Raw genomic sequence first — 26,171 nt, forward strand, 5'->3', positions numbered from 1 at the left:
GCGCGATGGCGTTCGCCTTCTCGTTGAGATAGTACTTGAGCTGCGTATGCCTGACCTCGGGCGAGAACAGCGTCATCATGTCGGCGCTGAAGCTTTTCGGAATCACGATCGCCGCGTAGTAGTCGCCGGAACGCACGCCGTCGACGGCCGACGACGAGTCGGTGAACACCCAGTCGAGCTGCCTGTTGGCGCGCAGCGTCGATATGACCGTCTCCCCCACGTTGATCTTCACGGGGATGAGGTCGGATTTGTATCCGGCGTCGTCGCTGGCGACGGCCACCTTGAGGTCCTTCGTATTGCCGTACGGGTCCCAGCTGGCCGCGATGTTGAACCATGCGTACAGCGACGGCACGATGACCAGTCCCATCGTCACGATGATGCCGATGACGTTGCCCGTGGCGTTGCGCACGTCACGCAGGAAGATATGCCAGATGTTGCGCATCAGTCGTCATCGTCCTTTCGTGCGGCCTGGTCGGTCGGTTTCATTCGTTCGGTCGGCTCACCGTCGGCATCGGCGGCGACCTGGCCTTCCACGGCCCGGCTTCCGGCACGTCTCTCCCCCTCCGCGCCGTGCCGCGCGTATGCGTGCGAATGCGGGTTGAGGCGGCGGATGACGGTACGGCGGAACTCGTCTCCCTCCATCACGCTCATGTCGATCTGGCGGGCGAAGCTCTCGTACATGTATTCGACCACGATGAGGTAGATGTCGATGAGGATGATGGACGTGATCCATGCCACGAGCATCATGATCTTCGACTCCACGCTGAACATGAGCACGAGGAACACGAGCGGCAGCACGCAGATCATGATCAGGCCGGCTCGGATGAGGTACGGATAGATCTTGAAGAACTGGTGGGCACGGCGGCGAATCTGGTCGCGATACTCCGTGACGCCCATAAGCAGCTTGATGACGGCGACGAGGCGGAATCGGTCGTTGGTCATGGTGTTCCTCTCGGCGACCATGAGGTCGGTGGCCCACAGGCGGCGGTCGAACAGCGCGTTGAGGTTGAGCATGTACGGGCGGCCGACGACGCCGAGGAGCAACGCGGCGGCGAGGAACCATACGAGCGAGCCGAGATCATGCCAGTAGTTGCCGCCGTAGGCGCCGCCGATGGTCTCGCGCATGGCGTTGATGCCATAGGTGAACGGCAGGAACGGATTGAGCCGCCGGAAGAAGTCGGGCATCATCTCTATCGGATACATGCCCGACGAGCCCGGAATCTGCACGATGACGAGAATCACCGCCACGGCCTTGCCGATGTGTTTGAGCGAGACGGCCAGCGCATAGATGATGTTGATGTAGACGAACGAGATGACGACGCCGGCGAACACGAACGCGGCCGGATTCGTGCATTGGATGCCGATGATGAGGTCGCCGACGGTCACGATGAGCGCCTGCAGCACGCCGACGGTGACAAGCAGCAGCCAACGGCCGAAATATGCCTGGGATGCGTGGAACTTGCCAAGCCCCTCTCTGTCGACCTCAAGCTTGTAGATGGCGATGAGCACGAAGCCACCGACCCACAGCGCGAGGTTCGTGTAGAACGGCGTGACGGCCGAACCGTAGTTGGCCACCGGGTAGAGCGTCTGCGTGACGAGTTTGACCGGCGACCCCATGAAATCGCCGATCTCGTTGCCGTCAAGGTCGAAGTGCTTGGCGATGGACTGCCATGTGGCGGAGCTGGTGAGCGCGTTGACGTCGGTGCGCGTGGTGTTGAGCCCCTCGGTCACGGAGTCGAGCGACTTCGAGGTGTCGGCGAGCGTGCTCTTGGTTTCGTCGAGCGTGGATTGCAGCTGTTTGACCAGCGCCTGCGTCTGGCCGACGGTGGAGTTCAGGCCGGTGAGCGTGCCGGAGAACGTGCCGGTCATGGCGGAGAACGAATCCATGCCGGCAAGCAGCGACGGCGTGACCGTGGTGTTCAATCCGTTGCGGGCGGTGTTCAGCCCGTTGATGCCGTTGGTGGCGGCGGTGCCGACCGCGGAGGACAGTCCCTTCGTGGCGTCGATGCCGGAACCGGTGATCGTGGCGCTGCCGGACGAGATGGAGTCAAGCAGCGTCTGTTGGCCGTCGAGCTTGGCGTCGACGGCGTCGAGTTGGTCAAGCAGCTTGGTTTTCTGCGCTTCGGTGAGTATGGCGGAATCCCGTATCTGCTTGCGTATGGAAGCGACCGTGGTCTTGCCGCCGGCGATGGCGGCATTCGGACCGGCGACGGCCTTGTCGATGTCGTTCTGCGTGGCGGTGAAGCCGTTGACGAGACCGCCGGCAGCCGTGTTCGTGGAGACCTGGATGCCGCCGAGGTCGCCGGTGCCCTTGAGCATGGCGGCGTCGAGCGTGTTCGAGAACTGCAGCGACTGCTTGCGGGTTTCTCCGAGCGCATCGTTCGCGTTCTTCAACGCGGTGTTCGCGGTGGAGATCTGCCGCTTCAGGGATGCCAGCGACGTGTTGGCCGAGTCGAGGGCGTCGCCGGTCCTGCCGAGCGTGCCGGTCAGGGAGTCCATGGCGTCCTGCGCGGCGGCGACGTCGTCGATGCCCTGGCCGAGCTGCCTGTCGATGTCGGCCGTGCCCTTGTCGACCTTGGACTGCAGGTCGCCTCCGGCCTGACGAATCATGGAGACGACCGCCGATGTGACGGTGGAGATGAACGTCTGGTTGATCTGCCGGTCGATGGTGTTCGCTCCCGTGTCGGTGATCTTCGGCGCGGTGGCGTTCTTCTTCTCGTTGACGTAGTAGGTGATGGTCGGGCGGGCGGATTGCGTTGCCGTGGTTGACGTTGCCGACGTGGATTTTGTCGACGCGGAGTTCGATGTCGACGTGGAGTTCGAGGAGGCGCCCTTCACGTCGACCGTGCCCAGCAGGTCCTTGCTGAAATCCTGTGGGATGACGATCGCCGCATAGTATTTTCCTGACGCGACGCCGTCCCGCGCCTCGTTTTCGCCGACGAACCGCCATCCGAGCTGATGATTGTCTTTCAGCTGTTCGACGACCTGCTCGCCGGCGTTGAGCTTGCCGGCGAAATCGCTGCTGGCGCCGGCATCATTGTTCGCCACGGCCACCTGGATGTTGCCGGTGTTCGAGTATGGATCCCAGTTCGCGATGATGTTGAACCACGCGTACAGCGAGGGAATGAGCGCGACGCCGAGCGTGATGACCACGGCGACCGGATTTCTCAGCAGACGAAGAAGATCACGCCGAAAAATCCGCAAAATCATCCGCATGTCATCCGCCTCCGCCACGTATTCCTCCGCACAGTATAGGCAATCCTCCGGTCGTCGCGGACCGAATGCGCTGCCGGCCATCGGAATCGCACGGATTTTGATGGATTGCGGCATACTTTGCGCAAAATACGACGCAGTCCATCGCGAATCATGAACCGGAAAATCAAGAACGTTGCAATTTCAATGATTCGTAATCGCGATCACGCGATTGACGATGGACTGCGTTGCATATTCGAGAAAATGCAGCGTAATCCATCGAAAAGTCCACGATTCTGATGGACCGCGTTGCATTTTCGCTCAAACGCAACGTCGTCCATCGCACCAGACGGACTGCACCTGCCATGTGGCGGGATCGAGCAGCAGCACATCGGCCGCGAAGCCGGGGGCGAGCAGGCCGACGGGTGCGCCGGTGACATCGTTGGGACGGTCGAATCCGAACGCCTTGGCGGGAGTCAATGTGGCGGCCTCGACCGCGTCGACCGGAGAGATGCCCAGTTCAAGTACGGCGCGGCTGACCGCACGCTCCAAAACCAGCGTGGATCCGGCGATGGCGTTGTTCGATACGAGTCGCGCGTGGCCGTCGACCACATTGACGTCGAGCGCACCGAGCCGATAATGTCCGTCCGGGCAGTCGGTGGCGGCCATGGCGTCGGTGACGAACGCCGTGCGATGCGGCGCGAACCCGAAGGCCAGCGAGACCATGGGATTCTGCACGTGGAATCCGTCGTTGATGAGTTCGATGGTGACGCGCGGGTCTTCAACGGCGGCGGGAATCGGACCGGGCTCACGATGATGCAGGCCGTTCATGGCGTTGAACATATGGGTCATGATGCTCGCGCCGGCGTTGAACGCACGGACGGCGGTCTCGTAGTCGGCGCTGCAATGACCGACCGCGGGAACGACGCCGGCGGCGGCGAACCGCCGTATGGCGTCGATGCCGTGGTCGAGTTCCGGGGCGATGGTGATCTGCCGCAGGCAACCGTCGGCGGCGGAGAGCAGACGGTCGACCAGTTCGGGAACGGGATCACGCAGGCAATCGGGGTCATGCGCGCCTTTGCGAGCGAGCGCGAGGAACGGCCCTTCGAGATGCGCACCGAGAATATCCGGCCGGCTCGGCATGAGTCGGCGGACGGTCCCGAGGTTGGCGCACATCGTATCGATGGGATTGGTTATGAGGCTGAGCACCTGTCGCGTGGTGCCGTGGGTCATATGTCCAGCTCGGGCGAGCGCGATGGCGTCGGGGCCGTCGTCGAAGGCCGCTCCCCATGCGCCATGGGCATGGATGTCGATGTAGCCGGGGGTCATGATGCGGCCGGCGGCGTCGATGACCGGCAGATTCGAGAATTCGTCGGGGATGTCGTCGGATTCGGGAGCGGGAGCGGCGTCATCAGTGCCGATGGCGACGATGACGCCGTCCCGCACCGCGATCCAGCAATGGTCCTGCACGCCGCGCGCGTCGATCTTACGCGCGTCGCGAATCACGAACGATTCCGGCGGCTGACTCAATGCCTCGCCGATGGCGTTTGTCCGACGGCGACGCGACGACTCTTCCTCACATTCCGACTGTGTTTGTTCCGCCTGCATCCGTTCCGATTGTGTTTGCTCCGGCTGTGTTTCGCAGTCCATTCCCATACGACCTCGCGCTCCTTGCATTCGGTATATCGACGTCATCGAATCGGAGGATTCGACTCAGATGCCCTGCCAGGCCGGCTTGTGCGCGTAGGCCCAACGATAATAATCCTTGTTGCGCAGGCGCGAGGCGGCGGCCTCGTCCACGATGACCGTGGCATGCGGGTGCAGCTGCAGGGCCGACGCGGGGCAGAGCGCGGAGACGCCGCCCTCGACGGTCTCGCCCACGGCTTCGGCCTTGCCGTCGCCGAACGCCATGAGCACCAGATGACGCGCCTTCATGATGGTGCCGATGCCCTGCGTGATGCAATGTGTGGGCACCTGGTCGATGTCCCCGTCGAAGAACCGGGCGTTGTCGATGCGGGTCTGCTCGGTGAGCGTCTTGATGCGGGTGCCCGAGGCGAGCGAGGAACCCGGCTCGTTGAAGCCGATATGGCCGTCGGTGCCGATGCCGAGAATCTGCAGGTCGACGCCGCCGGCAGCGGCGATGGCCTCATCGTATTCATGGCCCGCCTCCCGAATGGTGTCGAGGTTGCCGTTCGGCACATGGACCTGATCGGGATTGAGACCGAGCGGCTCCACCACGGTACGGGTGATGACGCTGCGATACGATTCGGGATGGTTCGGGTCAAGACCGGCGTATTCATCGAGCGCGAAGCCCCGCACTCCCGACACGTCGATGCCCTCGTCCTTGATGAGCTGCGCCAGATGCCGGTATCCGGCCAACGGGCTGGAACCCGTGGCCAGTCCGAGCACGCAGTCCGGCTTGGCCTTGATGAGATCGGCCACGCATCGCGCATAGATCTCGCCGGCCTCGTCCTCGTTCTTCACGATGATGACTTCCGCCATGATTCCTTCTTTCTGTTGGAGTGGTGTTGAGAACGCCGCCGCAGTCGCAGCCATCGGCTTTCACGACTGCGGCGGCAGCGTCATCTACACACTCGCCGTGAGCGACGTGCGCGGTGACAGATGCTCGTGGAAGAACGCCATCATTGCGTCATTGAGTTCTCCACTGCCGGAGTCCCACGTCATCAGGGGATAATCATGAGGGATACGCTTGCCGTTGACGGCCCGCAAATCATGCAGTTCATGATCGCAATTCATCGAACGCAGCAGCATCGTTGCATACAACGAGTCGTTTTCCAGAAAATCATCGGTACTGGTGGAAAGCCATACCGGCGGATATGCAATCTTCCGCATCAACGCTTCCGTACGCTCATATGGGGTTCCTTTCAACCGCGATATCAGCGTCCGGAACACCGGTCGCAGCTTTTCGAACAATTCACCGGAATCCGGATAGGACGAATCGAACAGATGGTCATACACCAGCATGCCGGATGTGAAGCCAACCGACTGGAACCGGACATGATGCCCGTCAATTCCCAGAAGAGCAGCAAGCTCTTCATTGGTCTCGCACGCCAGCAGGAACGTTCCCAGTAACGCACCGGCGGAATCACTGACCAAGAACACCTGTTCCGCCGACAGCTGCCAGCCACCGCCGTTATCCAACAACCACTGCAAGGCCGATGACACGTCAGCCAACATGTCAAGGAAATCACCGCCAGGAGCCAGCGTGTAATTGGGGCACACTACGGCGAAGCCTCGGCTGGCGAGCTGAGCCGCGTATACATTCTGAATTTCCTTGAACGAATAGAAGAATGCACCACCGTGAATATTGAAAATGACTGGAATGTCACCATCGCCGCGCAAATAAGCGTCTTTCGGAAGGAAAATGTCCAGCTTATGAGCGCGTTCTCCATCGACCATATAGTCGATATCCGTGAATTTCATCACGGTATCAGGTAACGCGCTGCGGAAATCCAGCCGACGTACATCACTGAACGCGTAGCTTGCTCGATGCTGCCGCACATACTCAACGAAAACACGATATTCGTCGTCATCATCCGGGATGTCGGCGGTGTCGGGGAGATCTTCGTCGAGATAGGTCCATGTCCGAGCCAGCCGCTCCTGCAGTGAAGTCAGAACACGAGTTCCGTTCGTGGCATGGATGTCTTCCAACGTAAAGGGGATCCCATTGACAGAGAACGTCGTTGTCTCATCATCGCGATAATTCATCGTTTCGACCTCACTTCAGCTCGGCCTTCATATCCTCAAGCTCTACACCGTTGGTTTCCGGCAGGAACTTGACGACGAAGAAGAAGCCCAGCAGCGCCATCAACGTGTAGAAACCATATGTCCATCCAAGACCGATGCCGTCGCGCATGGGTGGATAGATTGTGGTGATAAGGAAGTTGAACATCCAGTTCGCCGCAGTAGCGACGGCTTCGCCCTTGGCACGAATACGATTCGGGAAAATCTCGCTGATGATGACCCAGACGGCGACGTTCGTGGTGGCGCAGCAGACCAGGAAGAACGCGTAGGTGCAGATAATGGAAATCCACGTCCACGTAATCGACAGGCTCAACGTGCCATCGGCATTAAGCTGTCCCTGGCCGAAGCCGATAGCCGTAATGCCAAGGAACACCGTCATCAGCAATGTGCCGTATTTCATAAGGTTGCGACGACCGACCCGATCGATAAGCACCATGCCTACCACTGTGGCAACGGCGGCGAGGGTCGCACGCACAACAGCGATGGTCAGTGAGGCCTGCTCACTGAATCCCAGCATATTCCACAAGCTGGAGTCGTACAGCATGATGATGTTCTGGCCATTGGCCTGAGCCAGCAGGACGAAGATGATGGAAATCCAGACCACGCCTTTGAGACCGAACGTCTTGCCACGCAGTTCCTTGAAGGAAACCTTCTTTTCGTTCTCTTCGCTCTGGAACGACTTCTGAATCTTGGAAATGGTCACATCGGCGTTCTCGTCTCCGATGACATCGACCAAAATCTCCCTAGCCTTGGCAATTTCACCCTTCATGACCAGATAACGGGGAGTCTCCGGCAAAGCGAAGCACAGGAAGAACATGATGACGCCAGGCAGAGCCGTGGTCACCAGCATCCAACGCCATGCATCTATTCCCATCCAGAATGGCATTTCAGCGCCGCCGGATGCCACGACATAGATATCATTGACGACCAGCGACGCAATAATGCCCAGAGCAATGGCCATCTGCTGGAAGCTGGTGAAGAAACCGCGCCTTGCCGCAGGGGAAATCTCCGATATATAGGCGGGACCGATTGCCGAAGTGAAACCAACGCCAAGACCTCCGACAATGCGGAAGATGATGAACATGGTAAAGTTCGTCGTCAAGCCTGTCACCAAAGAAGCTGCCACAAACAATATGGCGGCAAGTTCCAATACGCGAATTCGTCCCATGCGATCGGCGACCACGCCGGCGAACCAGGCACCGAACACACATCCCAGCAATGCGCTGGAAACCGAGAATCCGCTCATGGTACTGCTGAGTGCAAAACCGGAATCCGGACTGGCGATTGCGGTCACGGCACCGTTGATGACTGAAGTATCGTATCCGAACAGGAAGCCTCCCACGGCTCCGATCGTGCAGACAGCAATTAGCTTGCCTTTAAGCTTTCCATCGATTTGAGGCTGAGCCTGTTGACTCATGGTATTCTCCTTTGCCTGATGATGAACCTCGTCGTTCATCAGTAAGCCCCAATCGTATTGAGCGGGCATTCTCCGGTCATCGGCGACAGGGCTATGGGCGTGACGCAAATGAATGATTTTGTGACTTATGACGCAAGGCTCTGTTGTCGCGCCTGAGGGAAGCCTGATAACAATAAGAGTGGAGGCGAACTGACATAGCGCAGCCGCCGATATCGCATAATCGCGCCAATGGAGGTGCTCATGAGTTTTGCAGGCATAAGCCATCAGCATACGGTAATGTCCGTGGACATCGGTGGAACCAAAATCGCCGCCGGTCTTATGCAAACCAATCTTGATGAACAAGCAAAGATACAGAATGCACCGACACTTATTCGACGGTGTGTTCTGCCGACGGAAGCGCATCTTGGCGGCGCCTTCGTATTGCAACGAGTTGCACAAGCCATCCGGCAATGTCTAGACGCCGGCGAAATTCCCTTTCCGCTACTGGGAATCGGCGTAGCAAGTGCAGGAGTCATTGATGGCAACGGATCGGTACTGTCGGCTACATCGCTAATCCCCGGATGGGCCGGCATCCGGCTGCAAGCCGAATTATCCACAGCGTTTGATTTGCCCGTAGCTGTTATCGGAGACGTACAAGCGCATGCTCTAGGCGAGGCACGCTGGGGATGCGGGCGGCAATACCAATCGATGCTGGTCGCCGCCATCGGTACAGGCATCGGAGGAGCGATAATCGTCGACGGGAAATTGATACGAGGCGTTCATGGCGCCTGTGGCCATATTGGTCATCTTCCACATCCCGATGCCAGCGGGATACCCTGCTCGTGCGGACATGAAGGTCATGTGGAATCAATCGCTTCCGGCACAGGTATCGCCGATAATTATCGACGCATCATGCAACAGCGTGGACAAGGCACGTTCCCATCCGATATCAACGGACGTACTGTCGCCGAACTGGCCACCCATGGTAATGCAGAAGCTGCGCGCAGCATCGCTACAGCCGGCACAAGTCTTGGCGATGTCCTTGGCGGACTCATCAATGTTTTTGACCCCGACGCCGTAATTCTTTCCGGTTCCGTGGTTCAATCCGGGGAACGTTGGATGAAGTACGTGGAATATGGCATCCAACGGCAAGCTCTGGGTCTTCTTTCCAAAACACCTGTCTTGGCGGGGACACTCGGTGGGCAAGCCCCCCTAATCGGAGCTGCAGAAGCTTTGTGCGACAAAATCTCGAATATCAAGCAAGGAGCGGAAATATGAACATCAGCGACACCTATTCCAAACGTCTCATTGATTCGCTTCATGGGAAACTGATAGTCAGCTGTCAAGCGTATCCAGGTGAGCCGATGCGGCATCCCGAAACCATGGCCCAGATTGCCCGATCAGCGGAAATCGGCGGCGCCGCCGCGATTCGATGCCAAGGGCTGGCCGACATCAGCGCCATTAAGGGTCAAGTGAAGGTACCAGTCATTGGTATCTGGAAAGAGGGCGATGACGGCGTATACATAACACCGACACTGCGTCATGCCAGGGCTTGCATCATGGCTGGAGCCGATATCGTGGCGCTTGATGCCACGAATCGCCCACGCCCGGACGGCCTGACACTGCAACAAACCGTGCAGCAGCTCAAGAGCGAAGGCGCAATATTGATGGCAGACTGCGGCTGTATTGAAGACGCTGATGCTGCCGTGGACGCTGGGGTCGATATCATCTCCACCACACTGGCGGGATATACGGGCTCACGCGTCAAGACAGAAGGACCGGATTATGAACTGCTTGCTCAAATGCTGGAGCGGCACCCCCATATACCGGTGATATGCGAGGGGAGAATACATACCCCTGCCGATGCAGCAAAAGTCATAGGCATGGGCGCCTGGGCAGCAGTCGTCGGCACTGCCATCACCCACCCCATGACGATAACCTCATGGTTCGCCGATGCAGTAAGGTCTTGACGGCACGTACATAAACCAGTGGCCTAGGCAGGGAGCGATATGCAATACGTTGAGGGTACTAATCAGGAGCTATTGACAGCATCGCCGCAATTCCCTGCCTTGGTCATCGCGCATCAGGGGTTCGACAAGGCACGACTTCACTGGCATGAAGGATTTGAAGTAGTGTACGTTCGGCGGTGTCGGGCCACAGTGGTGAAAGGCACCCGACGCTCAATGCATCATTCCGGCGATGTAGTGCTGGTTCCCCCACGCTGCCTGCATAGCATCGAACTTATCCAGGATCCCCAGCAGCCATCTGCTATACCACAGGCACTTTCCGTAACAATCTCCCCCACCGAGCTGCTTCCGTCATACCCGTATATTTCTCAAATCCAGCAACAGCTGGATTATGAACACATTGGAGAGGACAACCATAAGCGGCTGATGGAATACTGCGAACAAATATTCGTGGCGTTGGCCAGCGGCAAACAGACACGATTCCTCGAAGCAAATTCATGGTTTTACTCCATGCTTACCAGCATCTTCAACTATGCCAAGCCATTGAATGCATCAACCCAGGAAAACATCGAAGACGAAACCATACTTCAGGATGGGCGAGTCATTAAACGAATACGCCACTACGTGCAGCGTCATTATCGTGAATCATTATCCACCGCACAGGTATCTCAAAAATTCGGATATTCAAGAGAGCATTTCTCAAGAATATTCCGCAGATACTCCGGAGTAACGTTCAAAGATTACGTAACGCGAGTGCGCTTACTGGTAGCCTGCGATCTGCTCACCAATACGGACATGCCAATTAATCAAATAGTGCGTGAATCCGGATTTCCAAGTTCTCAGACCATGCGAGGCGCGTTCGATCGCGAATTTGCATGTACGCCCAGCGAATACCGTGCCCGTTCAATCGAAAAGTGAGAAGAAACGATCAATGCGAATCAAAGGAGTAACGAGCCATCAGTTCTCGCAAACGTTATAACGCTGATATGGCATGAGCTCTTAATTAATTGAAAACACAGCCAATTCATCGGCCATCAGCGCCCAGACATACCGATGGATTGCGACGATTTTCGGCCTATATGCAACGTAGTCCATCGAAATCAAGGGAATTTTGATGGACTATGACGCATTTCGCGCGAAATACAACGCAGTCCATCACGAATCATGAACCGGAAAATCAGAAACGTTGCAATTTCAATGATTCCCGATTGCAATCATCCGATTGCCGATGGACTGCACCGCAATATCGACGAATCGCAGTCCAATCCATCAGAATCACGCAGGTTTCGATGGACTACATTGCATATTCAAGAAATCGCAACACGATCCATCAAAGCCGGCATGCTTCCCACGAATTCCGATGGGCCTCAACGGAATCGAACTCAAACGCAGCGTCGTCCACCGCGCCTTGATGCGCCTTGACACGCCTTGACACGCCATAACCCACCCTGTTGCCCTGCTGACTTGCCGCCCAGCCGCCCTGGCCGACCACCGCCGGCCACCGCCGGCACCGCTTCCCACCCCGCCGAAGCTATACTGGCTTCATGAACGATTGCTTTATCACTCGCGATTTCGTCAATGACGACGCATCCGCAACCATCACCGACTACGGCGCCCACGTACTCGACTGGACTCCCAATGGCCAGCCGAAGGTCCTCTGGCACCCCCGTGCCATCACGCTGTCGAACGGGGTCGCCATCCGCGGCGGCATCCCGCTTGTGTTCCCGTGGTTCAATTCCGGCTTCGAGAACGGCCATGTGGCCGACAAGCAGCCCAAGCACGGGTTCGCCCGCATCTCGTTCTGGCATTTCGACGAGGCGTCGTCGTCGAACGCCGTCGCACGATACACGTTGACGTCGGATGACGTTCCCGACGACCTGCTGCGCACGATGGGCGGCGGCGAAAAGGCCTCGTTCCATGCGACGTACGAGGTCCGTTGCAGCAAGGAGTTCCAGGCATCGTTCACCGTGACCAACGACGGCGAGCATCCGTTCTCCTATGACGAGGCGCTGCACACGTACCTGCATGTGGGCGATGTGCGCCGCATCAGCGTCACCGGCCTGGAAGGCGCGACGTATTTCGATACGACGATCGAGGGGCATCCGACGCGTGTGCAGCCGGACGAGCCCATCACGTTCGACGGCACGATGACCGACAGCATCTATCAGGCCGCCAGCGACGGCGAGAACGCCGTCGTGCGTGTGCATGACGAGACGCTCGGCCGCACGATCGTGGTGGAGAAGAGCGGTTCGCACAACACCGTGGTGTGGAACCCGGGCGAGCAGGGCGCCGCCGGCATCGGCGACATCGCGAACGACGAATGGCCCGGATTCGTCTGCGTGGAGGCGGCCAACAACCACGGCACGCCGGTCACACTCGCGCCGGGCGAATCCCATACGCTGTCGCAGACGCTGCGCGTGGAGTGACGACGGAGTAGGCGGAAGTGACCGTGGAATAGGAACGGCGCACCATAGGAGATGATGCCCGATCACCGTCCCGTATGGAATGCCGTAAAGACCATATGACATAGCTGGGCCGGTGCCGCACAGGATGGCGGCACCGGCCCAGCTTGTTGGTTTTCCTGTCCAGCCCCGGCGATGGACGCCGGGGCATCGGATATCAGTACCTCCGCAGGCGGGAGATGTGGATGGCTCCGCCGGCCACGCCGAGGACGATCAGCGCGACGACGATCAGCATCGTCGGGTCGGAACCGGTCCTGGCCAGTCCGTTGCCGGACGGAGAGGCGGATGCCGACGCCGGGGTCGAAACCGGAGCGGCCGCGGTCTCGCCGACCGTCACCGGCAGTTCGGCCTTGAGGGCCTTGCCGTCGATGGTGGCGGTGATGGTGATCGTGGCCTTGCCGTCCTTGTGGGCGAGCAGGGTCTGCTCGTTGAACGCCACGGCGTTGGCGGCGGCGCTCTTCGGCTTGTTCTGCGCGGACTTCGGGGCGAAGCTCACGGTCTGCGGGTCGGAGGACTTCCAGTACACCGGCTTGCCCTCGACGCTCTTGCCTTCGGCCACGGCCCACAGCTTCTGGGACGCGCCCTTCTTGAGCTTGAGCGACGTGATCTTCTTGCCGTTGGTGTCGGTGAAGTAGAGCGCGGGCTTGACCACCTTGCCGTCACGGACGGCGACCGGCAGTTCGGCCTTCAGCTCCTTGCCGTCGACGGTGGCGGTAACGGCGATGACCACGTTGCCGTCCTTGTGGGCGAGCAGGGTCTGCTCGTCGTAGCCGACGGAGGCGGCACGGCTCTTGCCGTTCTGCGCGGACTGGTCGCCGGCCTTCGGCTTGAAGCTCACGACGCTGGGGTCGGAGGACTTCCAGTAGACCGGCGTGCCGTCGACGTTCTCGCCCTTGACGTAGGCGCGCACGGCCTTCTCGTCGTTCGGCTTCAGGGTGAGGGACTTCAGGGCGTTGCCGTCCTTGTCTGCGAGCGCGATGGCCGGCTCGGTCGGCTGCGGCTGGTCGGCTGCGGCCACGGTGAGCGGCAGGGTCACGGTGGTTCCGTCGGTGGCACCGGTGACGATGAGGGTGGCGGCGCCGGCCTGGGCGTCGGCGGGCACGGTCACGGTCAGGGCTGCGGTGTCGCCGTCCTTGACGTCGGCGGAACCGACCTCGGCGTCGCCGATCTTCGCGGTGAGCTTGGTCTCGGCGGGCACGCCCAGCGAGGTGAGCGTGAGCTTGGAGAAGTTCAGCGTGAAGGATTCGCCGGCCTTCACCTTGCCGTCGGTCGGCAGTCCGGTGACGGCCACGGCGCGGCGGTCGTAGCGGGGCTTGAGCGGCGAGTTCTTGGAGATGTAGTCGATCCAGGCGTCACGGTCGACGAGGCCCGTGTCCTTGGTGTTCGTGCCCTGGGCGAAGGCGCGGAAGTTGTCGCCGCCCTGCAGGAGGAACGAGAACGAGCCGATGCGGTATTCGGCCTTCGGGTCGAGCGGCTTGCCGTTGATGGTCACGGACGTGATGTGCTCACCCTGTTTGGCGTTCGGATCGTAGGTGTAGGAGACGTTGTGGGAGAGGCCGAGCTGCAGGTACGGGCGCGAGGGCGTGGTGCCGTCGGTCGTGGTCTGCCACTGCTGCTCGAGGGCCTCCTTGAACTGGGCGCCGGTAAGCGTGGTGGTCCACAGGTTGTTGAGGAACGGCAGTACGGCGTTGGCCTGGGCGTAGGTCACGGACCCGTCGGCGGCGAGCGCGCAGGAGGCGTTGTCGCCGGTCTTGCACAGTTCGGCGCGCAGTCCGCCGGGGTTGACGACGCCGATCTGGGCGCCGCCGCGGTCGGCGGAGGAGAGCGAGTCGAGCAGGGAGTCGGCCACGAGATTGCCGAGCGTGGACTCGGAGCCGCGGTCGTCACGCTTGCCGTCGGCGAAGGCGGTGGTGATGTCGGCGTCCACGGAGCCGACCTTCTTGTTGCCTTCCTCGGTGCCCTTGGCCACGGCGGCATCCACGATGCCCTTGACCTTGGCGGTCACGCCGGTCTTGTCGGCGTCGGCGAGCTGCTGGTCGAAGTCGGCCTTGCTCGTGCCGCTCGGCACGCTCGGGGCGGCCACGTTGCCGAACTTCTCGTAGCTCACGGCACCGCTCTGCTTGTGGTAGTCGAGCACGACCTGGCCGACGTTCGCGGCGTAGTTGCCGGTCTGGATGACCGGACGGTTGTTGTGCGCGGTGTCGGTGTAGGAGTAGGCCATGTGCGTGTGGCCGTTGAAGATGGCGTCGACGGACGGGTCGGTGTCGTCGACGATGTGCTTGAACACGGGGCTTGCGGTCTTCTGCTCGTCGATCGTGGGCTTGCCGGTCTCGACGTTCTCGGACTCGGGGGCTCCTTCGTGGTATTCGGCCACGAGCACGTCGGCCTCGCCGTTGGATTCGTCGCCGTCGGTGAGCTGCTCGGCCACGCGGTTCACGGCCTCGACCGGGTCGCCGAAGTCAAGGTCCTTCACGCCGCCGGGAGAGACGAGCGTCGGGGTCTCCTGCGTCACGGCGCCGATCACGCCGACCTTCACACCGTCGACGTCCTGGATGCTGTATTCCTTGAGTGCCGGGGTCGTGGTGCCCTTCTTGTATACGTTGGCGCCGAGGTAGTCCCACTTGGCGTTGCGTGCGCCGTCGGCGCCGATCACGCGGTTGGCGAGGTCGTCGTAACCCTGGTCGAACTCGTGGTTGCCGACCGACGAGGCCTTAAGGTCCAGGGCGTTGAGCACGTCGATGGTCGGCTGGTCCTTCTGGACCGACGAGTTGAACAGCGAGGCGCCGATGAGGTCGCCGGCGCCGAGGAACAGCGACGAATCCGGGTATTCGGCCTTGAGCTGCTGCACGGTCGACGCGAACGGCACGGTCAGGCCGGTGTCGATGCGGCCGTGGAAATCGTTGACGTTCAGCAGATTGATGGTGGCGGTGTCGCCGTCCGCGGCCGGCTTGGCCTCGGCGGCCGACGCGGCCTGCGCGGGGACGACCACTGCGGCGAACAGCATCGCGGTCGCCAGCAGCCCTCCCTGCAAACGTTTCATAATCCTCATTGTTCTTCCCCTGTCTGTAGTCCCGCCATGAATCGAATAACCCACGCGAACGTACACATAGACATGATTCACGCTAGGACCGCTACGACAACGCGATACGGCGGGAAGGCAACGGACGGGGCAACACCATATGAACAACAGAAGCCGACTACGTAGTCGCAGTCGGCTTCCATCACGTATGCCGCCGCTTGTCGGCGACGGCATACGTTGTTGCGTTCAGCGCAGCCGTCGTACATCAGTGACGGCGACGATGAGCCATACGCATGGATGCGAATCCGATGCCGAGGATGACAACCACGGCGAGCACGATGCCGCCGATCGCCGCGCCGGTCTTCGACAGCGCGCCGCTCGATGCGGCCGGGCCGTTGGCACCGGACTGTCCGTTGGCGCCGGCGTTCGCGTTCGTGCCGGCGTTGGAACCGGCGTTGCCGTTGCCATTGCCGGAAACACTGCCCTGACCGGGCTTGTTCGGCTTGTTCGGCTGCTGTCCGCTGGGCTGTTCGCCGCCGTTGCCTCCGGGCTGCTGCGAGGCCTCGGTCTTGAGGCCGACGACGACCGGATCGTGGTCGGAGGCGCGGAACTGGTCGGCGACATACAGGTTCTTCGCGTTGTAGTTGTAGCGCGAGTACTCCAGGGCCACGGATTCCACGGAGTTGATGTTCCAGATGTCGGCGCCGGTGACGTCCTTGAGCGCGGCCGCGTTGGCGAAGATGTGGTCGAGCGAGCCGACGCCTCCGTTCGTGTTGCCCTTGTCGTCGGTGACGGTGTAGGCGTACGTGTACTTGCCGGTCTTCTCGCTCACCTGTTCGCTCAGGTCGGTGTATCCGGCGCCCACGATCTTCTGGATGGGCTTCTCGGCGTAGTAGGCGTTGAAGTCGCCCACGAGGAACACCTTCTCAAGACCGAGCTCGGACCTGACCGAATCGGTGAACTTGAGCAGCGCGTCGGCCTGGGCCTGACGCGTGTAGTCGGCGTTGCCGGAACCGTCGCCCGGGTCCTGGTTCTGCTCGTTGCTGGCCGAGCCCTTCGACTTGAAGTGGTTGGCCACGACGAGGAACGCGTTCGAGTCCGCGGCGCCCGCGGCCTTGAACGCCTGCGCGTCGGGCTGGCGGCCGTGTTCGTAGCCGTTCTTGCCGTTGAAGGCGTCGGAGTCGGTGAGGATGTGCGTCTCGCCCACGGTCGCGACCTTGGCGGGCTTGTAGATGAACGCGGTGCGGATCACGTCCTCGGTGTCGAGGGCGGGCAGTGTCTTCGGGCTGGGCACGTAGGCCCACGTGCCGGCGCCGGCCTCGGCGTTCAGCGCGTCGACCAGCGTGGAGAGCGCGTAGTCGCGGCGGTTGCCCTTGAACGAGTCCGGCACCACGCTGGCGGCCTTGGCGGAGTTCTCGATCTCCTCAAGCGAGACGACGTCCGCGCCGAGCTTGTTGATGGCCTTGACGATCTTCGCGCGCTGACGTTCCATGTTCGTCTTGTCCCAGGCGCCGCGCACGTCGCAGTTCTTCGCGGTCACGGGGTTGCCGGCGCGGTCCACGTAGGCGTTCTTCGTGGAGCAGCCGGTCTCGTCGGCCGTGGTGGAGAAGTAGTTGAGCACGTTGAACGTGCCGAGCTTCACGTCACCGCCGACGGTCTTGAGGTCCGGGGTGTCGGTGCGGGTGTTCGAGAACGTCACCGGCTGCACGTCCTTCGCGTTGTCGCCGGTCAGGCGCGTAGTCGGCTGGAAACGCCACGAGTTGTTGCGGTAGTCGAACACGACCGGCTTGTCGAACGTCACCTTTTCGCCCACGCGCACGGGCCGGTCGTTGCTCAGGTACGGCAGCGGCGTATTGGCGTTGTCCGGGTACTTCGTGTCGAGGAAGTTGCGGCTGGAGCCGTCGTCGAGAGTGACGCTTTCGGATTCCAGACGGTCGACTTCGGCCTGGTATGCGGCGCCGGTCTTGGCGTCGCCCTTGAGTCCCTTGACGGTCGGGTTGAGGAACGGCGTCTTGGCGGCGGCCAGTCCGACCTCGCCGTACTTGTTCGTGTTGTACACGTCGGAGACGGTGTAGTCGCCCTGCGGGGCCACGAGCATGCTTTCGAGGCTCTCACGCTGGGTGTCGTTGGCCGGGAACGCGACCTTCGCCGGCGTGGGGTCGGCGACCTTGTCATTGAGCTTGGTGGCCTTCGTGGCGTTGAGCTCGGTCAGGCCGTAGTATTCGCTGACCTTGCCGCTCACCTCCACGTAGTCGCCGGCCTTGAGGTTCCTCGTGTTCGTGCCGTCGTAGACGAACAGCCCGTCGGACGCCTTGTGCGTGGCGAGGTTCACGTCGCCGCCGGTCGCCGGCGTCTGGATGGTGTAGCCGTTGAAGCCGCCGTCCGGGTAGGTGGCGGTGACCACGCCCTTGGTGGTCACGGTCTTGTCGACATACGGGCTGGTGTCACCATCGCCCTGGATTTCGGCGATGGTCTTGTCTTCAGAGGGCTGGGTGCCGGGGTCGGGGTTCGGCTGCGAGCCGCCATCGGTGACGTTGGCCTTGCCCGGCGTGATCGTGGCGCTGAGCGTGAAGTCCTTGCTGTTGTCGTTCGTGTCGACGCCGTTCGTGCGGTCAAGCGACTTGACGTCGGTGTTGGACGTCGGCGCCGTGGCCGCGGCCTTCTCGAACGTGTTCGTCGCGCCGTATCCGAGCGCGTCGACGATCTGCGCGTTCGCCGTGGTGTCGCCGGTCGCGGGGCTGAGCTTGTCGGTGGTGGCGGCGAACAGCAGCGTGCCCTTGGTGCCGCTGGCGTTCAGGCCGGTAGCGTCGACGTCGGCCGCCGGCAGATCGGCGCCGTTGTCGCCGTTCGACCCAGCCTTGACGAGGTAGTATCCCTTGGATTTGATGGTGCCGGCGAGGTCGGCGCTGGAGTTCGCCGCGCCCGTGCCCGCCGACGAACGGTACTGCAGCGACGAACCGGTCAAATCGATGTCCTTGTCGGTCGTGTTGTACAGTTCGACGAACTTGTTCTTGTATGCGGCGCCCTTGCTGCCGCCCGAAAGATACGCCTCGTTGATGACGACGCCGGCGTACGACGACGCGCCGGCGGACGGCTGCGAGCCGCCCTCATCGGCGGCCGCCGTCTGCACGGGGATGACCGCCACGGCGAGCAGCATCGACGCCGCCAGCAGCCCTCCCTGAATACGTTTGATGAATCGGTCCATGTTCTTCCCCTATTGATTCCGTAGACGGATATCCGCCATACGAATCCACGCTATCGTCGCAACGGCAACGGAACGCGGAGGGAAGATGAATCACGCAACGCCTTTGGATGAACAGCGAAAGTCGATTACGTAGTCAGACGACAGGATTGGAAACATCGGTGCCGACGGCGGCACCGATGTCGCGACGGGCATCGTTGCAGCCATGGGCTTCGAGGGTGTTGAGACGATGCTCCACCGAACGCAGGCTGCGGCGAATCTTTTCGAGCAGGAGCACCTGCTGCCTCATCAGCATTTCGATTTCGGCGAGGTGACGGCCGTCGTCGGTGTTTTCGGCCGAAAGATCGGCCTCCACCGGGGAGATGGCGGCGAAGTCGGACGGCTTGGCGACGGGTTCGGCGTTCGCACTGATGTCGACGCCGAGTTCGGCAGCGCGGTCGTGCCAGCGGGCGATGCAGCGTTCGATGCGCTTGCGTATGATCGAGGGGCCGAGGCCCGCTTCCCGGAAGATGCGCGTAGGCGAGTCGCCGGCGGCGTACCGCTGCACTACGTAGCGCTTGAACGTGTCGCTGTAGTAGATTCTGTCGCTCATCACCGATTCGACCGCGGGCAGCGATTCCAGATAGGATTTCATCTCCGAATCGATTTCCTTGTTGGCCATGGCGACGCTCCTTTGCATGGAAAATATAGGCGGGATTACACGGATGGGATGAGGCGCCATCGATGGGATGGCGCTAATGGCACGGCACGAAGGCAGCGCACAGACGCCAGTGGCCAGGAATCCATCGGACTCCCGGCCACTGATGATTCATGATTCGCGGCCGATCAGGCCGGCTGCGGAATCATGCGATCAGGCGTTCAGCATGCGGCTGGCCTTGCGGGACTTGGCGAACACGGCGGCCGCGGCGCCGGCGAGCAGCACGCCGAGGGCTGCGAACAGGGCGATGCCGGCGGCACCGGTCTTCGGCAGCTCGGTGATGTTGCGCACGTTCTTCACGGCGTAGGTGTCATCGTCGGTCTTGCCGCTCAGGCTCGGGGCGAGGCCCCAGGCGTCGGCGCCCTCGAAGTCCGTGGCCTCTCCGCCGGAGATGGTCACGTAGAACTTGGCCATGAAGTTGGCGAAGCCTTTCGGAGCCTGGGTTTCGGTGACGAGGTAGCGGCCGTCGGCGAGGCCCTTGAACTCCACCTTGCCGTTCGCGTCGGCTTCGGCCTCGGCGTTGGTCGGGGTCACGGGCACGACGTCGTCGGTGTCATCGTCATCGGCGGCTTCGATCTTGAACCTGGCGCCGTCGAGGGCGTTGCCCTGGGCGTCGGTCTTGACGAAGTCGAACTTGCCGAGGGTGAGGTTGGTGTGGTCCTTGACCTCGGTGCCGTTGTTGTTCACCGAGACGTCGTTGGTGACGGGGTCGGTGTCGGCAGTCACCTTGGCGGAGTAGGTCACGACGACGGTCTTGCCGTAGTAGGGCTTGGTGTTGTATTCGGCGTTGGCGAGCAGCTTGGCGAAGTCGATGGTGAAGGACTTGGCGCCATCGGCGGTGAACTTGGCGGCATCGGTCGTGTCGTCGTAGGTCAGGTCGTAGTCGGTGCCTTCGGTGACCTCGGTGCCGTCGACGGTGACCTTGACGTCCTTGTTCACGTCCTGGCCGGCGCCGGGCGTATCGACGATCTTGAAGGTGTAGTCGGCGAAACCGGTGGTGATGGGCAGCTGGGTGGTGACGGTATAGTGCACGGTCTGGCCGGTGGAGACGGTGTTGTCCTTGTCATCGGCGGTCTTGGCCACGGTGGTGATGTGGTTCTTGAGGTTCACCTCGGCGGCGGTCGTCGGGTCGGTGATGACCTTGTTGGTCTTGTCGAGCGTGCCGGAGGAGACGACCATGGCGGCGGACTGCGCGGTCAGGACCTTGGCATCGTTGTCCGTCGAGGAGGCGGCGGTGTCGAGGAACAGGTACACGCCGGCCGGCAGGCTGACGGTCTTGGTGTTGTCGGCGTCATCGGTCAGCGTGGCCTCGGTCAGGTCGGTGGCGGCCAGGGCGTTCTTCAGCGCGTCGGCGAACTTGCGGGTGGTGCCCTCGTTCCACGGCTTGGCGGCGGACTGGTTGAGGCCGCCGGTTTCGAGGCCCATGGCGTAGGCCATTGGATCGACGCCGGTCGGAACGGTGATGCCGGCGGTCTTCAGCGCGGCCTCGATGGCGGCACTGTGGCCGTTCACCGTCTGCACGCCATAGGCGGAGGCGGTGGCATCGGCGGTGTTGGCGTCGTACTGCACGTAGTCGGCGAGCTTGTAGTAGCTCAGCGAGCGGTTGCTCCACTGGGCGGCGTTCTCCACCGTGAACTTGAACGTGGCGTTGCTGGTCACCACGCCGGTGTTGGCGTCGGCGTCGACCGCGTTCGCGGTGGCGCCGCCGAGGGCAAGACCGCCGAGCAGCGTGGCTGCAGCGGCGATTCCTGCGAAGAGCTTCCTCATCTTCATGAGTTCTCCCTTTCTGTCTTCCTGTTTGGTTGTTGCTGTTCTGCAATCGCGGAGGGCTCCGGCCCGTTCAGGAGCCTTCCCCGATCCGCAAATCCTGTTTGGTTATGACGAGCGGCTGTGACCGCTCACGCACCCACCCTTTTATTCTAGGAGCCTTAACCCCCCGAAGGGCGTTCAACCCCCTTAGAGGCTGATGGTCTGGTGGCGTCGCCTCCACTCGCGGTAGATGCCGCCGGACAGCAGGCCCATCACTGCGAGCGCCGCGCCAAGCAGCAGCCAGTTCATGGCGGTGGTGCCACCGGTGAACGGCAGCGCTGCGGTCTCGGCGTTCGTGTTCACGAACATCGGCGGCACATCGTCGCCGGCCAGTGCGGTGCCGTCGGCGGCCGTGTATGCCACGGCGGCCTTCAGCGAGCCGTCGTCCTGCAGCGTCACGGTCACCTTGGCCTTGTACTGGCTGGAGTCATAGAAGAGCTTGTTCGTGGCGTTGTAGTGCCGGCCGTTCACGCAGTCGCTGGCGGCGTCGCCGGTCAGCTCGCACAGCGTGTAGGTGAACGTCCTGGATTCGGCGCCCTCGAGGTCGGTGGTCGTGTATGTGATGTCGCCGAAGTCGGAGGTCACGTGCCGGTACGAGTCGGAGCCTTCGAGCCCGTCGCCGGTCGTCTTGTCGACGGTCACGGCGGCGTTCTTCGGGGCGGGGACGTTCGCATCCTGCGAGGCCTTGATGGTGAAGCTGTCGCCATCGGCGGCGCTCTTCCAATCGCGGCCCTTGATGGCCTTGCGGAACTCGAACTTCGCGACCGTCTTGTTCGGCTGGTCGGCGATGCGGGCCATCACGGAACCGGTGACGAGGGCATTGAGACGCTTCTCGCCCAGATCGACGCGGCCGACGCCGGGCTTGCCTTCGGCATCATCCTGCGTGGTGGTCGGCATGAGGTAATCGGTGTCGGTCACGTACACGAGGTTGCCGCCGTCGGTGCGCGGCTCGTACTGGAGCACGGTGTTGGGCGAGCTGCCGTACTTCACGCGAATCGTGGTGTCGGCGTCGGCCTCGGCATTGTCCACGACCTTGCCGTTCACCACCTTCGCTGTCTTCACGCTCTTGCCGGTGGTGCCGCCGAACGCAATCGAGGAGTTCTCGTCCTCCGCGCTGGAGTACAGGCCGGCCTTCAGCTTCAGCCAGGTGAGCGTGCCGTCCACGGAGCCGGAGGCGCCGTAGGTCGCCATGGTCTTCACGAGGTTGCCCACGCCGCGGACCACGGTCACGCCGTCGTCCTTCTGGCCGGCGTCGGCGAACACGCCGTAGTCGTTGATGACGACCTTCACGGGCCTGGTGTTGAGCTGGTAGCCCTTCGGCTGTTTCGTTTCCACGATGTAGTAGGTGGAGTCGTTGCTCAGCATCACGCCGTCGTGGTTCGGGAACGTGCCGTTGCCGTTGAATCTCGGCACCACGAGGCCGGCTCCGTTGGTGCTTGTCGACCTGTGGTCGGCCGTGGTCAGCGTGTCGACCGGCTGGCCGCAGGTCCGCTGCACCGTCTCGGCGGACGTGGCGTCGCAGTCGGCGTTGCCGGTGGCCTTGTACAGCGCGAACCCGGCGCCGTTGAGCGGGTTGCCCTTCTCGTCGGTCTTCTGCACGGAGACGGCGTTGCGGATGTTCGTCACGTAGAGCTTCACGGCGAAGGTGCGGGTGAACGACGCCTTGCCCTCGTCGGCCAGCAGATGCGTGTTCTCGGCGGTGACGCTCTTGGAGTCACCGGCCGAGGACCAGTAGAAGCCCACGGAATACTTGGCGGCGTCGCCGTCGCCGCTCCAGTAGTAGTAGTCGCGGATGTCGCCCGGCAGGTCGCTGAGCAGCACGTCGTAGGATCCGCTGGACGACATGCTGAACGTGTGCGGGCTCTTCCTGAACGCCTGCATCACGGCGGGCATGTCCGCCTCGCCGCCCTGGTTCTCCGAATCGGTGACGTTCCAGCCATCGATCTGGTTGCCGTAGATGCCGCGCCACTTGCCGTCGTTGTCCTTCTGGAACACCACGGCGAACAGCGTGCCGTTCTTGAGATCGTCTTCGTCAAGCGAATGACTGGTGCCATTCTCGGTGTAGTACATGTTCTCCGCGTCGGGAGCGGACACCTGCACCTGGGCCATGGCCAGGGAGCCGGTGTCCCATGCGTTGCCGTCCGCACTGGATGTGCTCGGATCGCTGACGAGCACGCCGGTGTCGATGCTCGTTCCGGCGCCGGTGGATTTGTTCTTCTCGTATTTGAGATGCATGTCGCCCGACTGCCGGTAGCCGTCCGGAACCTTCGTCTCCCGGAGGATGAAGTGGTCGGTGCCGTAGTCCTTGACGACCTCGTCCATGAAGATCGGGGCGCCGGTGGTCTGGTCGACGAGGTCCAGATCACCGTTCTCGTCGGTCTTGCCCGAGGCGACGGTGGCCCTCGTGTCGCGATACGAGGCGTCGGTGGTGTACAGGGTGAATTCGGCGCCCGGCACGGCCTTGCCGGCCTGGTCCACCTTGACGATGTTGCTCTCCGGAGCGGTGACGAGGTTGAACTTCAGGGCCATGTCGGAATCGAGGTGGCCACGCTCCATGTAGAAGAACTTCAGCGTGTGGTACGTGTCGTCGGCGAAGGTGTCGCCGCGCCAGTTGGCGGCGTTGCCCGTCTTGCCCGCGGCGGCGTACAGCTTCTTGAGCGTCGTGGTCTCGGTGGAGCCCACCACCTGGTTGTTCTTGTTCAGGGTGGCGCGGGTTACCGTGCCGTCGTGGAAGTTGATGTTCAGCGAGGAACGGTCGTGGACTCCGCCGAGGTCGCCCACGAGCACGTCGTCGATGTACACCCAGACGTCGTCGTCGCCGGAGAATTCGTAGGTGACGTCCTTGTTGGTGCCGTCGACGGTGCGTCCGTCGTTCTTCTGCACGAATCGGCTGTTCATGCTCAGGCCCATGTAGTGGTTGAGCGCGGGACCGGCCGACTTGACGCTGTCGTTCATCACCAGGTTGCCGGAGGAGTCCGTCACCGGCCTGCCTTTGGACGTCTTGAACACGTCGGCGGCCGTATTGAACGGGAAGAACTGGCCGGGGGCGGTGTTGGAGCTCGTGTTCACGGCCTTGCCCTTGTACAGGCGGAACGAGTTCGAGGACTTGTCGTAGGAGGCGAAGTTCTTCTGGCTGTCGTACGTGTAGTAGCCGTCCTGCAGCTGGAACAGGCCCTTCACGTTCGTGTACGAGCGCTTGCCGTTCTGCGCCGACGTGTTGAACAGGTACGCCAGCGACTCGTCGCGCAGAAGGCCCGTGGTGGTCGCGCCGGCCTTGAGCTTCGGGAAGCCGTCGTCCAGTGTGTTGTAGACCATGCCGGAAAGGTAGTGACCGTTCGCCAGAGGGGCCTTGTTCCTGGTGGAGTTGTACTTCTTGTACATGTCCATGTCGCCGCTGTAGTCCGGATTGGTCTTGTCCCAATCGGCCTTCGACCAGCCGGCCGCATCGCGGTTGAACTGGAGCTGGTGGCCCTTGTTGATGCCGGTCTTCCAGTACATGCGCGGGTAGTACTGCGCATCTGCGGCGTTCTCCGAATACCACCAGTAGTCGAACAGGTTCGTGGTGGTGCCGGCCGGGTTGCGCACGTCGTCGGTCTCGATGTAGTCATCGAAGATGCTGTTGTCCACGCCGGTCGTCGGGCGCTTGCAGTTCGGCTTCGAGTTGAATTCCGTGTTGGGATTGAAGTCGTCGCCCGTGTATGCCTTGCAGTCGACCAGTTCGGAGTCGGAATGCTCGGCATCGTCGGCGGCCGCAACCTCGGTGTCCTTGGATTCCTTGGACGACTTGGACTCCTTGGACGACGCCTTGGTGCCGGCTGCGTCGGAATTCCCGGCATCGTTCGTCGTCGTGTCGGCTGACTTCGTATCGTCCGGCTTCGCGGCGGCCTTGTCATCCGTCTTGGCGGAGTCGCCGGTCTTCGTGTCGGACGGCGTCGCGGCTTCCGTAGGAGTCGCGGAGGCGTCGGACTTCGTGGAATTCGTGGCATCATCGGTGGCCGACGACGTCGCGCCCTGCTGGGCGTCCGCCGTCTGACGGCCCGTCGCCTGCCCGGACACCGTCTGCTGCGATTCGGATGCGTACGTACTCGCCGCGGCCACGCCGGTGATCGCCATGGAACCCAGCGTGCAGACGGCTACCGTCGAGGCGACCAGCGAACGCCACGAGCTTTTGGGCTTCAGCGAACGCCAGAAACGCATACCCTCCCCCCGAGAGGATGTACTCTTCGGAAACTTCATACCGACCTCTTCCGTCTTCTCTCTGCGAAAACCTCAAAAACCTACTGCGAGTATGACTTCGTCGGCATTGATACCCACGGACCGCGAAATCCCCTCGCACAAAGACCAAGTATACCCACCCCACCCGATTGTCGGGAGGAAATCTCATTCCACGAAGTCCGTATTGTCTTACATAACATTGACGTCCCCCGACATATGAAATTCTCCCACCACCCCCCATTGCGAAATCGACCACACGTCATTCCCCCTGATTCATCAAGGCGGCGAAGATGGCCATCACGGCACACCGAACGAATATCGTTGCATTTGCTGGGAAATCCATCGTCATTGATGAATCTTCATCGAATCACGGCCGCAATACGCACTACCCCACATCCACCCTTGGAGGGAATACGTCATGAAACCATATGCACGACACGCCCGCAT

15 protein-coding genes are annotated in these 26,171 nt (G+C 61.6%); 4 read left to right on the plus strand and 11 right to left on the minus strand.

Annotated elements, in window-relative coordinates; translation table 11 throughout:
- The 6 genes from GFD18_RS07730 to GFD18_RS07755 form a co-directional block, all read right to left on the minus strand.
- Positions 1-442 (minus strand): YhgE/Pip domain-containing protein (locus GFD18_RS07730; protein WP_163228270.1); only part of this gene is annotated, 442 nt, incomplete at its 3' end.
- Entirely contained in the window at positions 442-3,216 is a 2,775-nt protein-coding gene (locus GFD18_RS07735) for a YhgE/Pip domain-containing protein (protein WP_163200537.1), read from the minus strand. The genes GFD18_RS07730 and GFD18_RS07735, both read right to left, overlap by 1 nt.
- A 297-nt stretch (positions 3,217-3,513) precedes the next feature.
- On the minus strand, positions 3,514-4,722 hold the full coding sequence (locus tag GFD18_RS07740; protein WP_225432980.1) for an N-acetylglucosamine-6-phosphate deacetylase: 1,209 nt from the start codon (positions 4,720-4,722) through the stop codon (positions 3,514-3,516).
- A 183-nt stretch (positions 4,723-4,905) separates the two neighbouring features.
- Entirely contained in the window at positions 4,906-5,694 is a 789-nt protein-coding gene (nagB, locus tag GFD18_RS07745) for a glucosamine-6-phosphate deaminase (protein ID WP_163200535.1), read from the minus strand.
- 84 nt (positions 5,695-5,778) lie between these two features.
- Positions 5,779-6,921 (minus strand): alpha/beta hydrolase, encoded by a 1,143-nt coding sequence (locus GFD18_RS07750; protein WP_163200534.1) that lies wholly within the window; start codon positions 6,919-6,921, stop codon positions 5,779-5,781.
- A 10-nt stretch (positions 6,922-6,931) separates the two neighbouring features.
- Positions 6,932-8,443, minus strand: coding sequence for a sugar porter family MFS transporter (locus GFD18_RS07755; RefSeq protein ID WP_225432990.1), 1,512 nt, complete (start codon positions 8,441-8,443; stop codon positions 6,932-6,934).
- Between the two features lie 171 nt (positions 8,444-8,614).
- Between GFD18_RS07755 and GFD18_RS07760 the strand changes: the two genes are divergently transcribed.
- The 4 genes from GFD18_RS07760 (at position 8,615) to GFD18_RS07775 (ending at position 12,746) form a co-directional block, all read left to right on the plus strand.
- The gene (locus tag GFD18_RS07760) at positions 8,615-9,631 is read left to right on the plus strand and encodes an ROK family protein (protein WP_163200532.1); all 1,017 of its coding nucleotides are present in this window, start codon (positions 8,615-8,617) and stop codon (positions 9,629-9,631) included.
- Positions 9,628-10,323: an N-acetylmannosamine-6-phosphate 2-epimerase gene (locus GFD18_RS07765; protein ID WP_163200531.1), complete on the plus strand. Its 696-nt coding sequence runs from the start codon at positions 9,628-9,630 to the stop codon at positions 10,321-10,323. Before GFD18_RS07760 ends, GFD18_RS07765 begins: the two co-directional genes overlap by 4 nt.
- Positions 10,324-10,362: 39 nt before the next feature.
- Positions 10,363-11,238, plus strand: coding sequence for an AraC family transcriptional regulator (locus GFD18_RS07770; RefSeq protein ID WP_163200530.1), 876 nt, complete (start codon positions 10,363-10,365; stop codon positions 11,236-11,238).
- Between the two features lie 626 nt (positions 11,239-11,864).
- Positions 11,865-12,746, plus strand: a complete 882-nt coding sequence (locus GFD18_RS07775; RefSeq protein WP_163200529.1) for a D-hexose-6-phosphate mutarotase — start codon at positions 11,865-11,867, stop codon at positions 12,744-12,746.
- 193 nt (positions 12,747-12,939) lie between these two features.
- Here GFD18_RS07775 and GFD18_RS07780 read toward each other — a convergent pair whose 3' ends face one another.
- The 5 genes from GFD18_RS07780 to GFD18_RS07800 all read right to left on the minus strand — a co-directional run bounded on the left by GFD18_RS07780 (position 12,940) and on the right by GFD18_RS07800 (position 25,706).
- Positions 12,940-15,822 (minus strand): 5'-nucleotidase C-terminal domain-containing protein, encoded by a 2,883-nt coding sequence (locus GFD18_RS07780; protein WP_225432982.1) that lies wholly within the window; start codon positions 15,820-15,822, stop codon positions 12,940-12,942.
- A gap of 244 nt (positions 15,823-16,066) precedes the next feature.
- A complete protein-coding gene (locus GFD18_RS07785; protein WP_163200527.1) occupies positions 16,067-19,006 on the minus strand; it encodes an ExeM/NucH family extracellular endonuclease in 2,940 nt (979 codons plus the stop codon).
- 133 nt (positions 19,007-19,139) lie between these two features.
- The gene (locus GFD18_RS07790) at positions 19,140-19,664 is read right to left on the minus strand and encodes a transposase (RefSeq protein ID WP_163200526.1); all 525 of its coding nucleotides are present in this window, start codon (positions 19,662-19,664) and stop codon (positions 19,140-19,142) included.
- Between the two features lie 189 nt (positions 19,665-19,853).
- Positions 19,854-21,473, minus strand: coding sequence for a SpaH/EbpB family LPXTG-anchored major pilin (locus tag GFD18_RS07795; RefSeq protein WP_163200525.1), 1,620 nt, complete (start codon positions 21,471-21,473; stop codon positions 19,854-19,856).
- Positions 21,474-21,656: 183 nt separating this feature from the next.
- On the minus strand, positions 21,657-25,706 hold the full coding sequence (locus GFD18_RS07800; RefSeq protein WP_163200524.1) for a SpaA isopeptide-forming pilin-related protein: 4,050 nt from the start codon (positions 25,704-25,706) through the stop codon (positions 21,657-21,659).
- Positions 25,707-26,171 lie beyond the last annotated feature (465 nt).

The organism is Bifidobacterium saimiriisciurei (assembly GCF_010667655.1).
In the GTDB taxonomy this organism is placed as follows: domain Bacteria; phylum Actinomycetota; class Actinomycetes; order Actinomycetales; family Bifidobacteriaceae; genus Galliscardovia; species Galliscardovia saimiriisciurei.

What these genes read in the sequence shown, in the direction of transcription:
- nagB (WP_163200535.1), bottom strand. Translation starts at nt 5,694, where the DNA reads ATGGCGGAAGTCATCATCGTGAAGAACGAGGACGAGGCCGGCGAGATC.
- GFD18_RS07760 (WP_163200532.1), top strand. Translation starts at nt 8,615, where the DNA reads ATGAGTTTTGCAGGCATAAGCCATCAGCATACGGTAATGTCCGTGGAC.
- GFD18_RS07765 (WP_163200531.1), top strand. Translation starts at nt 9,628, where the DNA reads ATGAACATCAGCGACACCTATTCCAAACGTCTCATTGATTCGCTTCAT.
- GFD18_RS07800 (WP_163200524.1), bottom strand. Translation starts at nt 25,706, where the DNA reads ATGCGTTTCTGGCGTTCGCTGAAGCCCAAAAGCTCGTGGCGTTCGCTG.
- GFD18_RS07780 (WP_225432982.1), bottom strand. Translation starts at nt 15,822, where the DNA reads ATGAAACGTTTGCAGGGAGGGCTGCTGGCGACCGCGATGCTGTTCGCC.
- GFD18_RS07755 (WP_225432990.1), bottom strand. Translation starts at nt 8,443, where the DNA reads ATGCCCGCTCAATACGATTGGGGCTTACTGATGAACGACGAGGTTCAT.
- GFD18_RS07735 (WP_163200537.1), bottom strand. Translation starts at nt 3,216, where the DNA reads ATGCGGATGATTTTGCGGATTTTTCGGCGTGATCTTCTTCGTCTGCTG.
- GFD18_RS07795 (WP_163200525.1), bottom strand. Translation starts at nt 21,473, where the DNA reads ATGAAGATGAGGAAGCTCTTCGCAGGAATCGCCGCTGCAGCCACGCTG.
- GFD18_RS07750 (WP_163200534.1), bottom strand. Translation starts at nt 6,921, where the DNA reads ATGAATTATCGCGATGATGAGACAACGACGTTCTCTGTCAATGGGATC.
- GFD18_RS07775 (WP_163200529.1), top strand. Translation starts at nt 11,865, where the DNA reads ATGAACGATTGCTTTATCACTCGCGATTTCGTCAATGACGACGCATCC.
- GFD18_RS07770 (WP_163200530.1), top strand. Translation starts at nt 10,363, where the DNA reads ATGCAATACGTTGAGGGTACTAATCAGGAGCTATTGACAGCATCGCCG.
- GFD18_RS07790 (WP_163200526.1), bottom strand. Translation starts at nt 19,664, where the DNA reads ATGGCCAACAAGGAAATCGATTCGGAGATGAAATCCTATCTGGAATCG.
- GFD18_RS07785 (WP_163200527.1), bottom strand. Translation starts at nt 19,006, where the DNA reads ATGGACCGATTCATCAAACGTATTCAGGGAGGGCTGCTGGCGGCGTCG.